Below are 14,495 nucleotides of genomic sequence, written 5' to 3'. Positions count from 1 at the left end.
GTTGTCAATCCATGGAAATACTGCGACGAGGAGGTTGCGATGTTGCGTTTGCCCGTACTGTTTGGCGATGGATGCGTGCTGCAGCGGGACGTGCCGATCAAGATTTGGGGATGGGGCACGCCGGGCGCCCAGATTGAAGTCACGTTGGGGCCGATGTGCCAGACAGTAATCGTGGAGGAAGAGGGTACGTGGGAAGCTTGGTTTGAGCCGCTGCGTGCCAATGAGTGTGTCTCTTTGATTGCCCAATCGTTCGTTTCCACCGTCGGCGCGTTAGGGGATGACGATATTTCCGCAGTCCAGGCGTCGAAGCGTCGGCGCAGGGGACCGGTGAATTACAGTGTTGAGGAGGAGCGGCGGTTCCGTGAGGCTGTGGCCAAAATGGATTTGCTGCCCAATGCCAAGCTCGCCATGCATCGTGCCGGCTTGTGTATGACTGAAACGTTGCAGCGTACTTGTTATGTTGGGGAAGTGTTCGTGTGTTCTGGGCAATCGAACATGGAGTTGCCCGTGTCGTGGACGTGGCGTGACGATCCGGCGCTGTTGCAGTGGGAAGACCCGTTGTTGCGGCAGTGCAAAATCATGCCTGACCATTGCTTTGAGGGGCCTCTTGGGGAACCCCGTAGCGTGGTGTGGGAGCCATATGAAGGTCAGCATCGCCGCAGGTTTACTACAGTGGGTGCTTGGTTTGGCCGTGCCCTACGCCGGTTGCTGGGCGTGCCGGTTGGGTTGTTGAATATTTCTTTGGGTGGTTCCCCTGTGGAATCATGGATGGATAAGGCTACCGCGTCTTCGTTCCCTCACCTTGCGGAGTCGATTGCGCAATTTCGTTTCACTGACAAGGCTGAGCAGCTCGCCCAAGACAGTATCGTCGAGCAGGAACGCTGGCGTCAGCACTGTGTTCAGCAGCGTTTAGAAGATCAGGATTTGAAGTGGCATGATGTGGTACTTCCGGGCGACCTTGCATCGCAACTTCCTGCCTTGGATGGGTACCACGGCGAATTGACGCTTAAGCGCATAGTGCGATTGCCTGAGCGTATCTCCTTGGCCGACTATGAGACATTGCCGGCATTGCTTGATTTGGGTACGATGACCGATGCTGATGAGACGTATGTCAATGGTGTGAAGGTGGGGGAGTCGTTTGATCGCTATACGCCACGGTCATATGAAGTGCCGGCAGGTACGCTGCGTGCCGGGGACAATGTGATTGAGGTGCGGCTGCGTATCGAGGGTGATGATGCTCGCGTCGCCATAGGAAAACGGCTGGAGTTGCGTATTGGCGATGGGCTTGTGGATGTGGATGATATTGAGGAGTTCTGGGAGAGCAAGGAACCGAAGCGTCTTGCTCGACGGTTGAGCCTGGTGGGCGTACCGCATGTCGTTCCAGACCGCCGCAGGCAAGCGGCGAAGCAAGCGGCCCGTGAAGAACATGCGGCATTGTGGGATTTGTGCAACGACATTGTGGAAGTGGATGGTCGACCGTTGGACGGCTTGGAAGAGCCGACCAAGAATCGTATTATTCAGCATGATTTTTCCCAATCATTGCAGGTGGTGAACTTGAATGGCGCGTGGCAATGTGCGATGTCATCCGCGATGCCTGATGCATGCCCGCAACAAGTGTTTATCAACTGGAAACCCATGGCGTTGTTCAATGCCATGCTCGCGCCCTGTTTTGATTATGCGGTGCGTGCAGTGTTGTGGTATCAAGGAGAGTCGAATACCGGTCCGGATAGCAAATGGTATCAAGCCATGTTGGAAGCCATGATCAAGTTGTGGCGCGCCAATTGGAATGTTGACCGACTGCCATTCTTTATTGTGCAATTGCCCGAGTTGTTAACCGAATGCGCTGATGACGGGGGCTGGCCAACCGTGCGCGAAGCACAATGGCGCATTATGGATGCGTATACGGGACAGCCGCTTTATTCCCTTGATGCGTGTGACGAGTATGGCAATGAGGGGGGTGCTGGCGATGATGTGCCACAAGAACCGCAAGATGTCAGTGGTGCTGTAAGTGATGTGGCCACCATTGTCGCATTGGGTTGTGGTGATCCCTATGATTTGCATCCCGTGCATAAGCGTGAAATTGCAGAGCGTTTGGCCCATGCTGCGATGTGCTTCGTATTCGGTAGCGAGGATGACAAGCCGACTCCGGTGGCGGTTGGCATTGACTGGCAGCAGAACGACAATGGTTGGGTTCCTATTGCCGTTGAAGCGGATACATTGCATCAGGGATACGCATCACGCAGCCCTTGGACGGGTGTGCTCTTTACGGAAGATGGCATGGCACCATTAGGTTTCGAGTGGATTCTACGCGACGGGACATCGGTACCTACGCAAGCGTGCATCAATCAAGGCCAGCTCATGGTGCAACTACCCGATGCTGATCGGGAAGATCTGCTCGAACTGCGTTACGCCTGGTCGCGGAATCCCCATGACGGTCTGGTGATGGGCTCGACCATCACTCCCATGCCACCGTTCCGCTTACGTATAGAAGATTAATTATTGAATATATTTATCCCTCCTGCGCACCACACGTTCAGCGTCGTGGTGCGCTATTGTTATATGCTTTAATGTTTCTCCCGCCTTCCCTTACACTTCCTTTCCTCCATCCGCCCTCTCCCGCACGTAAGCTAGTTGTGTTACGTGAGAGGGCGGATGGACGCCTTCGTGGGTCGTTGCCGTCAATGAGGCGCTATTCCGCGCGTCAGCCAGTTGTCTTAGACGCGAATGAGTGGGCGTCGTTATCATTTGGCGATTGGCCCATCTCTTGCCAGATCTCTTCCCGCACGTAAGCCAGTTACGTTACGTGCGGGAAGGATGGGGAGGGTGACTCGTTTAGAGGGGTAGTAGTGCAGGGAGCTTTCCCGCACGTAAGCTAGTTGCGTTACGTGCGGATAGGTGAGAATGATTATCGTTGAGATGTGGTGCGGCCTCTTGTCGGCTTCCCTCCCGCACGTAAGCCAGTTGCGTTACGTGCGGCTTGGGGTGGTTGGCTTTTCACCCTATATTCTTCCCGCACGTAAGCCAGTTACGTTACGTGCGGGAAGGGCGGCGTTGGGGGATAGGCTGGTGTGTGGGAGAAGGGATGGGGTGGGGAAGAGGGGATGGGGTGAGGGTGAAAACGGGAGCGGAAATGAAAGGGCTGATATAATCGTTTAATGATTTAACATATCTCGATGGAGAGGATGTGGGTGCATGGACGCACGGGTCGAGGAAGCATTGCGGAATTATCCTGATGATGACGATTTGCGCCGCTTATTTGAAGGCGAGCCTACGCAGTATCGCAAGTCGATGACGTTGCCGAGGCATGTGGCTGAGGCGGCGCGCATGTGCTCGCGTATCAATGCGGTGTACTATGACAATCCGGATGAGGCGTACCGGCTGTTTCATGAATTCGTTCCAGGCGCTGGCGAGGGCGTGCAGTTCACCCCGCGCTTTGAAATTGAATACGGTATGGCGCTGACTATTGGACGTGGCACATTTCTCAATAAAGACTTCATGATTTGCGGCGGTGGCCTCGTGACCATCGGCGAGGACTGCCTGATTGGTCCGCGGTGCACCATCAATACGCCGAACCATGCGCTCGACGTGCACAATCGGTTGGATGGTTGGGAGCATGCGTTGCCTGTGGTGATTGGCAATAACGTGTGGTTTGGCAGCAATGTGACCGTCTGTCCGGGAGCCAGCGTGGGCGACAACACGATTATTGGCGCCGGATCCGTAGTGGTGGGCGATATTCCGGCAAACACGATAGCAGCGGGCAACCCTTGCAACATTATTCGTCCACTACCGGAAATTGATCCATTTTTTGCATGATTATTGGTGCGATATATATGCGCGGGCAAGAGTGGTGACGGTTCGGGTGGTATTGAGGCAATATCAGAAATACATATCACCATACAATAAAAAGCGCCGCACTGCCGGAAGATAGTGCGGCGCTTGTGGTCAACTAATCTCAGCCGCGTGCGGCAGCGTACGCTTCGTACACAGCCGGATGACTCTTGCCGGTCTGTGTAGATTCAATCCGCACATCCCAGCGCGGCGCTTGCTGCTCGCCGGACAGTACCCAAGCGGCCTGACGTGCGGCACCGATGGCCACATACTCATCCGTGGCGGGCATGTTGACGTCCATGCCGAGAATTGAAGGGGCCAGCGTGCGCACGGCAGTCGACTTGGCGCCGCCGCCAATCAGCAGAATGCGGTCGATCGGGGAGCCAAGCGAACGAATCAGCTCCATGCAGTCGCGCTGCGAGCACAGCATCCCCTCGACGAAAGCGCGCGCGAAATTCTCGCGATGCATGTTCTGTAGTGTCATCCCCGACAGCGTTGCCGTTGCGTCGGGACGGTTCGGTGTGCGCTCGCCGTCGAAATATGGCACGAGCGTGATGCCGCACGCGCCGGGCTTGGAAGCGAGCGCCAGCGTGTTGAGCCCCTCGTAATCGACGTCCAGAATCATTCGTGCGGCGTCGAGAATTCGCGAGCCGTTGATTGTGCACGCCAATGGCAGGAAGTGCCCTGTGCAGTCGGCGAACCCCGACACGGCTCCTGTCGGATCGTAAACGGGAGTAGCGCTCACGGCTGCGGCCACGCCGGACGTACCCAGTGAGATCGACACGTCACCTTCCGTCATGCCCAAGCCGAGCGCGGCCATGGCGTTGTCGCCGCCTCCGGGTGCGATCAGGCAGCCGCCGGGCACGTTGCGTCCGGCAATGTTCGGGTCGGCTTTGACGGGCGCGGCTTGGTTGGGCTGCAATACGGTGGGCAGCGTAAGGGAATTGGCTATTTCTGTGGTGGCGTCGCTTGGCGTTCCCGTAGCGTCAGATTGCAATGCCATGGCGATCAGGTCCCGACGATACTGGTTGTTGGCGGCATCATAGTAGGACGTGCCCGACGCGTCGGAGCGGTCGGTGAAGAGCGCGTCAAGATGGGCATCCTCCCCTTCGGCTACCGGCCCGTACCCGGCAATGCGCCAGCTCAGCCAGTCGTGCGGCAAGCAAATAGCCGCTATGCGGGCGGCATTTTCGGGCTCATGTTGGGCGACCCATGCGACTTTGGTCAACGTGTAGGAGGCGACGGGGGACGAGCCGACCGCCTGGACCCAGCGGAAGCGTCCGCGCGCGAGCACATCGTCAGGCTCGCCGTCGGCGGTCGGCGCCCACCCCATTTTTTCGATGAGCTCGGCGGCTTGCGGGGCTGAACTGGTGTCGTTCCAAAGCATGGCGTCGCGGATGATGTTGCCTTGCTGGTCGAGCAGCACCATACCGTGCTGCTGACCGCCCACGGCGATGGCTTGCACGTCGTCGAGGCCGCCCGCCTGTGCCGCGGCCTCTTGGAACGCGGTCCACCAGCATTCCGGGTTGATTGTCGTGCCGTCGGGATGCTTGGCCTGTCCGAAGCGTACGAGCTCGCCGGTGGCTGCGTCGGTGACGCGTACCTTGCAGGATTGGGTTGACGTGTCGACGCCGGCAACCAGTGTGCGTTCTGTGGATTGTGTCATCATCGTCTCCTTTGCCGAGATGTGTGGGTGGATGTTGGTAGATGGATTGGTGCACTTCAGGGAAGTTGTTTGATTGATTGAATTGTTCGGTGGTTGGGCTGTAACTGTTGCGCTGGGTGGCCGTCACCGCAGGGGTGGATGCGAGCACGGGTGCCGGTCTTGTTGTGTGATGCTTGGCTTCAGTGCCTACGCATACTTACGCATCGCTTCCTGTGCTCATCGCCTTCCCGCACGTAACGTAGTTGCCTTACGTGCGGGAAGGATGCCGGTTGATCCTGGCTGTGGCGGCGAGTGGCCGTGTGGCCGCTTCACCCAACGCAATAGTTTAATGATTTAATTATATCATGGATGGTTCGTTTTGCTCAACACGAATGCAGCGGATGCGCGGGGTGCGTACAATCGCGCACTCGCGCTATCGTGGCCGATGGAAGGTGCTGCGGGGGTGGTGGCCTCTGAGGCGCCTTACGAGGATGCCAAGCCAACGGGGCGTATGGCGTGTAACTGTCGGACGGCTCGACCGTATGCGTGAGCGTGGCGTGTTCTTGCATTAAAAAATAAGGTGTGGAGCGCGATACACTGGCATCGTTATGGATGAGGACTTAAGGGGATGGCATGGCTACTCTACGTCGTATCAATCAAGAGGATTTGCGGAACCATAACCTGTCAGTGATGATTTCGACCATTCTGCATTCGGAGCGTGCGCTCAGCCGTGCTGACATCGCCAAGAAAACCGGTTTGACCAAAGCGACGATATCGTTGTTGGCGACGAAGTTGCTGGAAGGGGGCATTCTTAAGGAGGGGCTCCCGGCAATGCAGGCCGTATATGGCCGACCCAGTACGCCGTTGGTCATTAACGGTGGTGTGATTTGCGGCATTGGCATTCAAGTCAACACGGACGGATACGGCATCCTGGCCATGGATCTTGATGGCAATGTCATCGCTGAGCGCTGGATTGCCGGGGATTTCCATTTGGCCCAAGCCCCAATTATTTTTTCCCATATTGATGACATGCTGAGCGAGCAGGAAGCCATTTTGCGGGAGCAGGGGTATCTGATTGCCGGGGCGGGTTTGGCGCTTCCGGGTTTGGTTGCGGACGGCAACAAGTTGTTGGTGGCGCGCAATCTGGGCTGGGAGCAGTTGGATTTGTCCGAACTGCCGTTTATCTCGCGCTTGAATGTCAAGGTATCGAATGAAGCCAATATGGCTGCGATCTCCCAAATCTCCGGGTATGCCACGCCTGTCAGCCCTGACGCGCCGGCGGCTCCCAATGGCTCGTTTATTTATGTATCCACTGACATCGGTATTGGCGGCGCGTTGGTGCGCAATGGAAACTTGGTGACCGGAGAGCATGGGTATGCCGGCGAGTTTGGTCATTTATCAGTGTCGTTGAACGGACCGCAGTGCCCGTGTGGCAGGTTGGGCTGTCTTGAAGCGTATGCGGGTCGACGTTCCATGGTGGAGCTTTCGGGCATCGCATCCGATGCTGAGGCGGCAAGCCTTGAATCGCTTGAAGAGCTCATCAAACGTGGCAAGAATGGTGATCCGGCTGTGCTGCGCGTGATGTCCGATGCGTTCCACGCCATGGTTTCTGCACTGACTTCCACTATCAATATTTCGGATACTTCTACGGTTATATTGGGTGGTTTATGGGCTCGATTGCTTGATGAGCATATCGATAATTTGCGTACCGATATTCAGCAACAGATTTTGGCTAGAGAGAATGTGCGTGTGGAAATAAAACGAGTTATGGGTGTGAAACATCCGGCGCTCGTGGGGGCTGCTCAGACTGGTTTGCGTTATTTTTTGGAAAATCCAGTTGATTTCTTGCTGCCTCCGTTGCCGTGAATATGTATTGGACTGAGCTACATTCTGATGATTGACGGACCGGTGATTGATGATTGATGAAGTTGTTCACCATCGGCGTTCGGGTGTGGGCATGCCAAGGGCCATCGGTTGAGCTACATATGCGCTCGACCGCGTTCTTCTGCTACGGTGTCCTTGGCGTTCCCGCCCGAGCCGCGCAGGTCAAGGAACGTCTCTGATTATTCTGTGTGCGGCACCGAGCGGCAGGAGAGCCATGTCTTTGCGTCCCCAATCACCAGTTCCTTCATCATCCTCCAGCGTTTCCTCTGCAGCATCCGCAGCCGCCGTGCGCCGTGCGAGCATGCGTTGGAGGACCGCTGATGTCGCCGTTGGCGCCGCACTAGGCGTGGCATGCGGCGTCATTTTCTGGGGGTTCAATTTTGCATACGCCGCCATCTCGCCAGTGCTGAGTGCAATCCTTCCCGGCGTGACGAGCATCATGCATGCGGTCTGGTATTTCTCGGGACCGCTGGCCATGCTCATTTTGCGCAAACCTGGCGCGGCCATGTTCGTCAACGTCGTCACCGTACTCGCGCAAATGGTCATGGGCACTCAATATGACATCGTGATGACGTTCGCTTCCGCCATTTTGCAGGGCTTGTTCACCGAGCTGCCGTTCTATGTCACGCGACTGCGTGTCTTTACGCTGCCGATAACGATGATTTCAGGCGTCTGTGTTGCGCTCGAATATGGGGTGTTCCTGTTATTCACGCGATACCAAGGGGTTTCGTTGCTCAGCCCCCGCGGCATGGTGCACATAATTACGGAAGTGATTGGCGGTGTGGTCATCGCTGGTCTGGCGACATGGTTCTTATTCATGGCCATCGCTCGCACTGGAGCGCTCGACCGCTTCGCGTCGGGCCGTGCTGTGCGCGCTCGCGCAGTTGAAGCCTGATTATCATTCCCGCCAACCCACAAATACGGGAAGCGCCCGCATGGAGGTACACGATACTCCATGCGGGCGTTTCGGTAATCAATATCAATATCTTCCTGTTCCCTCTATCTTTTCTCTCCCGCACGTAACGCAACTGGCTTACGTGCGGGAGGGTGGTGCGTGAATCAATGGGAATGAGCGCGGAAAGTAGAGCGAAAGGGGAAGTGGAAGGCGGAACGGAAGATGAACAAGAGTGCCCTGAAACCGGGCGAGCAGGAATGTTGAAAATAATTCTCATACGCATGTTCCCGCACGTAACGCAACTAGCTTACGTGCGGGATGATGCATGGAGGGGCGGCCGCAGGCGGGAATGATATTGAAAATGATTATCATTCTTATTTCGTTCGCCCTCCCGCACGTAACGCAACTAGCTTACGTGCGGAAGAGGCGGGAATGTGATGTAACTAAGAACATTGCAAAAGAGTGCCGGTGATGTTCCCGCACGTAACGCAACTGGCTTACGTGCGGGAAGGTGGGATGTAACTGAAGATGTTGCATGAGACTGGCTGGAATCATCCCGCACGTAACGCAACTAGCTTACGTGCGGGATGATGAGGAAAGGGGAGAGGGGCGAAGGGCGGAATGGGAGGAAAGGCTAGGCTTGGTAGAACTTCTTGTGGTGCAGTTGTAGCCACAAGACGCCAGAGGCGACGATGACGCCGAAAATGATGAGCATCGTGGCGGAACTCGCGTAGGTGCCCTCGGGGCCGAGAATCGTGTTGCCAGCGAACGCGTGAGTGGAGATCGGGCCGCCGAACAGCGCGATGCCCACGGCGCCGGAACCCTGCATGGCCAGATCGTTCATACCCACGCCGCGGCCTGTCTGCTCAGGCGGCAGCGTGCCGAGCACCGTGTTGGCCGTCGGGGAGTAAAGCGTGGCCATGCCAGCGTAAATCAGTGCGGCACAAATGCCAATGAGCACAGGGCCCAAACGCAACAACAAACCGCCGACGATGAAACCGACAGCCATGAGTCCGGCACCCAGCGTGATGGACCAGCGTTTGCCGAGCTTGGTGACGATACGTCCCGAGAAGCAACCGGTGATCGTGGCGATAATCAAGCCGGGCAGCAGCATGAGCGACACCTGGGTGCTCGACATGCCGAACAGGCCCGCGCCGAAATCATTGCACAACGGAGTAATCGCAAAGTTGATGAAATAGAAGATGACAATCAGCAACACCGATTCACGCCAGGCCGTGTTCTTGAAGAACTCGGGCGTGACAAACGGGTTGTCGGCCTTCGTGATGTATATGGCGAACAGCACGAGGAACGCGGCGCTCACAGCCAGCATCCACCAGTCCAACACCGAGAAGAACAGCGTCAAGAACAAAATGGCCGCACCAAACAAACCGAAACCGGGCACGTCAATATGCGTCTTGCCGCCGGTTTTGCCAGGCAGATACTTCAGCAGCGGCACAATAAAGACCACAGCAATGACCGGAATGAGGAACAGGAACTTCCAATCGATGGCCGAAAACACGCCGGCAGACACCACGCCAATGGCGGTAGCCAACTGGTAGTCGGCCGTGAACAGGCCGAAATACAGCAGTTTCTCACGCTCCGTCAAATATCGGGCCACAACAACCAGATACACGGAACCGGCGGTTTGAAAACCGATCGTTTGAATGATACGGAACAGGATGACGAACACGAGCGAACCGTGCAGGAAGAATCCGCCAACGGACCCTACAACCAGCGTCACAATGCCAAACACGGTCATTGTTTTCAGGCTCGCGAAATCACCGAGTGAACCGTAAATGAAACACACGATGGCAAGCACGACGCCAGGGATGGCTGTAATCAGCGAAGCGTTCGTCGCGGCACCCAAATCCGAACCGATTTTGGCGAACACCATATTGAAAGCCTGCAAACACAGCGCGCCAAGCAGATAGATACCCAACAACGGGAACAATGTTTTACGCGCGCGCCTGGCAACCTCGGCAGCGTCGGATCCATTGGTTTGCGGCGTGCCAGGCTGAGTTGCCGGGCGTAGCGCACCCAAGGAACGTACGGATGAACCGTTTGCCGTGCGCGCCTGCGCGTCTGTTTGCGTCTCCGGATTGGATTTCGTTGTCATGGGGATACTGCTTTTCTTCACAATAAATTAGGGGATTTCAGGAGATTGGTTTGGTTGGCTGGAATAGTAAGTGGGCGCGGTGACGAGATGATCGCGCCTCGTCACCGCGCCCATTGCTGGGTTGGGTTGTGGATCAGTGGGTCAACAAAGCTTTAGGGGGTGCGGCTCCTTGTGTGTCGGCGGCGGGTTGATGATGGATGATTGCTGTGGTCGCGTCCATGGCCGTGCAGGGCGACGGCATGTGGCACGATGCGTGTGGCCTGATGCGCGTGATTCGCCTGATGCGCATAGCGGACGCGACTTGAGCTTGAGATGGGCGGTTGCCGTATCCGACAATGGGGATAGTCGGATAGTTCGTCGGATGCGGCAACCACGACTTGAATCGGTCACCAGCTCCACCATGGACGCGCCGGCACGGCGTATGCGGTGGCTAGTTGGAGGCTGGAGACTGGAGGCTGGAGACTGGAGGGAGCCACGCGGGTGCGAACCGCACATTCCCGGTCATTCGATAATGCGGTGAATCAGCGGCATTGAAGGCACATCCTCGGCATCTCCAATAGTGATGTTGGATTCGAGCAATTCAATGACATCGTCGACATCAGGACGGTCGGTATGGATTGTGAGGATGCGCTCGCCTTCGTCGACATGGTCGCCGACTTTCTTGTCGAGCACGAGGCCGACTGCATAGTCAAGTTCGTCCTCTTTGGCTGCGCGTCCGCCGCCCAACATCATCGATGCCACGCCAAGCTCATCGGCTTTCATGCCCGTGATGACGCCCGCATGCTTGGCGGTGAGCGGCACATGGTATTTGGCTTGCGGCAGGAGTGTGTAGTCGTTGATGACGTTGCCGTCACCGCCTTGTGCCTCAATCATGCGCTGGAACGTGTCGAGAGCCTCGCCGTTGGCAATCTGGGCTTTGAGCAGTTCGCGCGCTTCGTCGAGTGTGTCGGCTTTGCCGGCCATGACTACCATTTGGCTGCCGATGGTCAGCACGAGCTCCTCCAGGTCGGCCGGTCCGTTGCCTTTGAGCAGTTCAATGGATTCTTGAATTTCCAACGCGTTGCCGATGGCTTTACCGAGCGGCTGGTTCATGTCGGAGATGACGGCCATCGCGTTCATTCCTACACCTTTACCGATGTCGACGAGCGTGCGCGCCAGTTCGGCCGCTTGCTCCTCGCTTTTCATGAACGCGCCCGATCCTGTTTTGACATCCATGACCAGCGCATCGGTGCCGCTCGCGATTTTCTTGCTCATGATGGACCCGGCAATCAGCGGAATCGAATCAACTGTGTCGGTAACATCGCGCAGTGCGTAAATTTTCTTATCCGCAGGTGCAATATTCCCAGTAGCTCCTGCAATAATGCAACCTACGTCGCGCAATTGTTGTTTGAATGCGTCCTCATCAATTTCCACTTGGAACCCCGGAATGGCTTCCAGCTTGTCGAGCGTGCCTCCTGTGTGTCCCAGGCCGCGTCCGGAAATCATCGGCACCACAATGCCCAGTGACGCCACGAGCGGTGCCAACGGGATGCTGGTTTTGTCGCCAACTCCTCCGGTGGAATGCTTGTCGACTTTGATGCCGTCAATGTCGCTCAAGTCGAGTTCGTCGCCTGAGTGCAACATGTCCATCGTCAATCGCTGCATCTCACGTTGGTTCATTCCGTTGAGCCAAATGGCCATGAGCAGTGCGCTCGTCTGGTAATCGGGAATCGAACCGTCCGTACATCCGTCAATAAAGAAATCGATTTGTTCGTCACTGAGCGCTTGGTTGTTGCGTTTCGTGTCGATAACGTCCACCATTCGCATGGGGAGCCTCCTTTGTGGTCCGCGTTACGCCGCGGCAATGGTCCGCAGGCTGCCTGTCTCCCGGATTTGAGGGTGTTCAAGGTTGACAGGCAGCGCGGCGGTAGGGGTGAAGAGAATGAGTATTGGTATTACTGTGGCTGCTTCCTGGCCGCTGCCTGCGTCAGGCGATAGCCGTTTCGAGCGCGAGATGGATCATGTCGTTGAATCCGGTTTCGCGTTCCTTGCTTGTGGTGGATCCTTCGCGCAGCAGCAAATCCGATACTGTCAGAATTGACAGCGCACGGAAGTGGTATTTGGCTCCCAACAGGTAGAATCCAGCGGATTCCATTTCTGTGCCCAACACGCCATAATCGGCGAGTTTGCGCATATCGATTTCATCGTTGTAGAACCGGTCGGCGGCGAATATGTCTCCCACGCGCACGTGCAGCCCAAGCTCTTGCGCTTTTGTATAGGCTGTGTTCAGCAGCTCGAAGTCGGCAAGCGGGGCATAGTGGATGCCTGGCTGGAACGTGTTTGCCACAACATTGGAATCCGTGGAGGAACCTTGTGCGAGCAGGATGTCGCGCAGATTGACCCGTGGGTCGACACCTCCGCATGATCCGACGCGCAACATTGTGGTCACGCCATACACGGTCGCCAATTCGGTCACATAGATGGACATGCTGGGAATGCCCATGCCCGTGCCTTGCACGGAAATGGGGTGGCCTTGGTAAGAACCCGTGAATCCGAGGCAGTTGCGCACACCATTGACTTGGCGAACATCGTCGAGGAAGTGTTCGGCGATGTATTGTGCACGCAAGGGGTCTCCGGGCAATAATGTGATTGGAGCATAATCGCCAGGTGCGGCTTCATTGTGTGGAGTGGCCATGGTGGTCTTCCTTTCTTCGCGGCTGGACGTGTCATGGGTTGGGATGCCAAGACGTTCCAGACCGGCGCAATGTGCTGATGTGAATTGGATGTTGACGTATTGGTTTAGGAGTGGTGTTCCTCGGCGCAAAGGGCATGCGCTTGACGCATGTGACCGTCAGCTGATGGCTTCAAGGAAGCTGGTGCCTTCGCCATTGCCCTCAACGTGGAAGTTGTCGAGAATCGTGGCTCCCATGTCCGAGCAGGTGCTGCGCACCCCCAATGAGGTGCCGGGATGGTGCATTGTAGGGCTATACGCGAGCAGTGGCACGAACTCGCGGGTGTGGTCGGTGCCCGTATAGGTCGGATCATTGCCGTGGTCGGCGGTAATCATCAGCAAATCATCAGGACGCATGGCATCCAATACGGTGCCGAGACGACGGTCGAAATCCATAAGCGCTTCAGCATCACCTTGGGCATTGCGACGGTGACCGTACATCGCGTCAAAATCCACGAGGTTGGCAAAGCACAGGCCCGTAAAGTCGAGTCCCATGGCTTCGTCAACATGGTCCATGCCATCCATATTGCTCTTGTTGCGCCATCCGCGGTCGATGCCGTGGCCGGAGAAAATGTCATTCGTCTTGCCGACGGCAAGCACATCGAGACCTGCACCATGCAGATAGTCCAATGCGGTCGGAGCAGTGGGCTCCAATCCGTAATCATGGCGGTTCGACGTGCGTGTGAAATGATCTTTGTCGGGTCCCACATAAGGACGCGCGATTACGCGACCCATCACAATTTCAGGGCCGTTGATCAATGTGCGCGCATATTCGCTGATGCGGTAGAGCTCTTCGAGCGGAATCACATCCTCATGGGCCGCGATTTGCAGCACCGAATCACCTGAGGTGTACAGAATCAGGTCGCCTGTTTCCATCTGGTGTTCACCGTAGTCTTTGATGACTTCAGTGCCTGAATAGGGCTTGTTGACAATGACTTTGCGCCCGGAGAAGGCTTCAAGCTTGTCGACGATTTGTTGGGGGAAGCCGTTGGGGAAGAACGACATGTTGAACCGTACGGGCAGGCACATCATTTCCCAGTGGCCATCCAATGAGTCGTTGCCCCAACTTGTGACAGTCATCTTGCCATAGCAGCCGATAGGGTGTTCGATTGGCTCCACACCTTCAATGGGATTGTCGCTGCGAATATTGCCCAATCCCAGCCGTTGCATGTTAGGCAGGTGCAGGCCGCCTTTCATGAAGGCGCCGATGTGGCCGAGCGTATCCGCTCCCACATCATTGAATTTGGCTGCATCAGGTGCTTCGCCGATGCCGATGGAATCAAGCGCGATGGCGAATACGCGAGGAAAACGATAGTTGGTGTTGGTCATGATGGTATGCCCCATTTCGTCGTTGAACCAGGACGTCCACAATGGTGTGCGGCCATGCGGCTTCCATGCCGTTGAACAGGCCTCAGCT

The 14,495-nt window shown here is 56.4% G+C and carries 9 protein-coding genes; 4 read left to right on the top strand and 5 right to left on the bottom strand.

Annotated features, from left to right (window positions below; translation table 11 throughout):
* The first annotated feature begins 39 nt into the window (after positions 1-39).
* Together BGLCM_RS07910 and BGLCM_RS01395 are read left to right on the top strand one after the other, a co-directional pair.
* Positions 40-2,496, top strand: coding sequence for a sialate O-acetylesterase (locus BGLCM_RS07910; RefSeq protein WP_052295111.1), 2,457 nt, complete (start codon positions 40-42; stop codon positions 2,494-2,496).
* Between the two features lie 696 nt (positions 2,497-3,192).
* The gene (locus BGLCM_RS01395) at positions 3,193-3,813 is read left to right on the top strand and encodes a sugar O-acetyltransferase (protein ID WP_006295112.1); all 621 of its coding nucleotides are present in this window, start codon (positions 3,193-3,195) and stop codon (positions 3,811-3,813) included.
* 139 nt (positions 3,814-3,952) lie between these two features.
* Here the strand turns inward: BGLCM_RS01395 and BGLCM_RS01390 are convergent, their stop codons facing one another.
* Complete coding sequence (locus BGLCM_RS01390; protein WP_006295111.1) at positions 3,953-5,497, bottom strand: xylulokinase; 1,545 nt, start codon at positions 5,495-5,497, stop codon at positions 3,953-3,955.
* Between the two features lie 609 nt (positions 5,498-6,106).
* Here BGLCM_RS01390 and BGLCM_RS01385 point away from each other — a divergent pair.
* Positions 6,107-7,339 (top strand): ROK family transcriptional regulator, encoded by a 1,233-nt coding sequence (locus BGLCM_RS01385; protein WP_006295110.1) that lies wholly within the window; start codon positions 6,107-6,109, stop codon positions 7,337-7,339.
* 232 nt (positions 7,340-7,571) lie between these two features.
* Positions 7,572-8,252, top strand: coding sequence for an ECF transporter S component (locus BGLCM_RS01380; protein WP_081450398.1), 681 nt, complete (start codon positions 7,572-7,574; stop codon positions 8,250-8,252).
* Between the two features lie 634 nt (positions 8,253-8,886).
* Here BGLCM_RS01380 and BGLCM_RS01370 read toward each other — a convergent pair.
* The 4 genes from BGLCM_RS01370 to BGLCM_RS01355 form a co-directional block, all read right to left on the bottom strand.
* Complete coding sequence (locus tag BGLCM_RS01370; protein WP_006295105.1) at positions 8,887-10,368, bottom strand: MFS transporter; 1,482 nt, start codon at positions 10,366-10,368, stop codon at positions 8,887-8,889.
* A gap of 501 nt (positions 10,369-10,869) precedes the next feature.
* On the bottom strand, positions 10,870-12,174 hold the full coding sequence (locus BGLCM_RS01365) for a pyrimidine-nucleoside phosphorylase (protein WP_044084468.1): 1,305 nt from the start codon (positions 12,172-12,174) through the stop codon (positions 10,870-10,872).
* A gap of 160 nt (positions 12,175-12,334) precedes the next feature.
* Entirely contained in the window at positions 12,335-13,042 is a 708-nt protein-coding gene (deoD, locus tag BGLCM_RS01360) for a purine-nucleoside phosphorylase (protein ID WP_006295102.1), read from the bottom strand.
* A gap of 156 nt (positions 13,043-13,198) precedes the next feature.
* Positions 13,199-14,407, bottom strand: coding sequence for a phosphopentomutase (locus BGLCM_RS01355; RefSeq protein WP_044084554.1), 1,209 nt, complete (start codon positions 14,405-14,407; stop codon positions 13,199-13,201).
* Between the last annotated feature and the right edge of the window lie 88 nt (positions 14,408-14,495).

Origin of the sequence: Bifidobacterium gallicum DSM 20093 = LMG 11596, from assembly GCF_000741205.1 — a bacterium.
GTDB classification, from domain to species: Bacteria; Actinomycetota; Actinomycetes; order Actinomycetales; family Bifidobacteriaceae; genus Bifidobacterium; species Bifidobacterium gallicum.
This window is presented reverse-complemented; position numbering and strand designations above follow the sequence as displayed.

Bases quoted from the DNA above. Each gene is read 5' to 3' on its own strand.
- BGLCM_RS07910 (WP_052295111.1), top strand. From the start codon at position 40: ATGTTGCGTTTGCCCGTACTGTTTGGCGATGGATGCGTGCTGCAGCGG.
- BGLCM_RS01395 (WP_006295112.1), top strand. From the start codon at position 3,193: ATGGACGCACGGGTCGAGGAAGCATTGCGGAATTATCCTGATGATGAC.
- BGLCM_RS01390 (WP_006295111.1), bottom strand. From the start codon at position 5,497: ATGATGACACAATCCACAGAACGCACACTGGTTGCCGGCGTCGACACG.
- BGLCM_RS01385 (WP_006295110.1), top strand. From the start codon at position 6,107: ATGGCTACTCTACGTCGTATCAATCAAGAGGATTTGCGGAACCATAAC.
- BGLCM_RS01380 (WP_081450398.1), top strand. From the start codon at position 7,572: ATGTCTTTGCGTCCCCAATCACCAGTTCCTTCATCATCCTCCAGCGTT.
- BGLCM_RS01370 (WP_006295105.1), bottom strand. From the start codon at position 10,368: ATGACAACGAAATCCAATCCGGAGACGCAAACAGACGCGCAGGCGCGC.
- BGLCM_RS01365 (WP_044084468.1), bottom strand. From the start codon at position 12,174: ATGCGAATGGTGGACGTTATCGACACGAAACGCAACAACCAAGCGCTC.
- deoD (WP_006295102.1), bottom strand. From the start codon at position 13,042: ATGGCCACTCCACACAATGAAGCCGCACCTGGCGATTATGCTCCAATC.
- BGLCM_RS01355 (WP_044084554.1), bottom strand. From the start codon at position 14,407: ATGACCAACACCAACTATCGTTTTCCTCGCGTATTCGCCATCGCGCTT.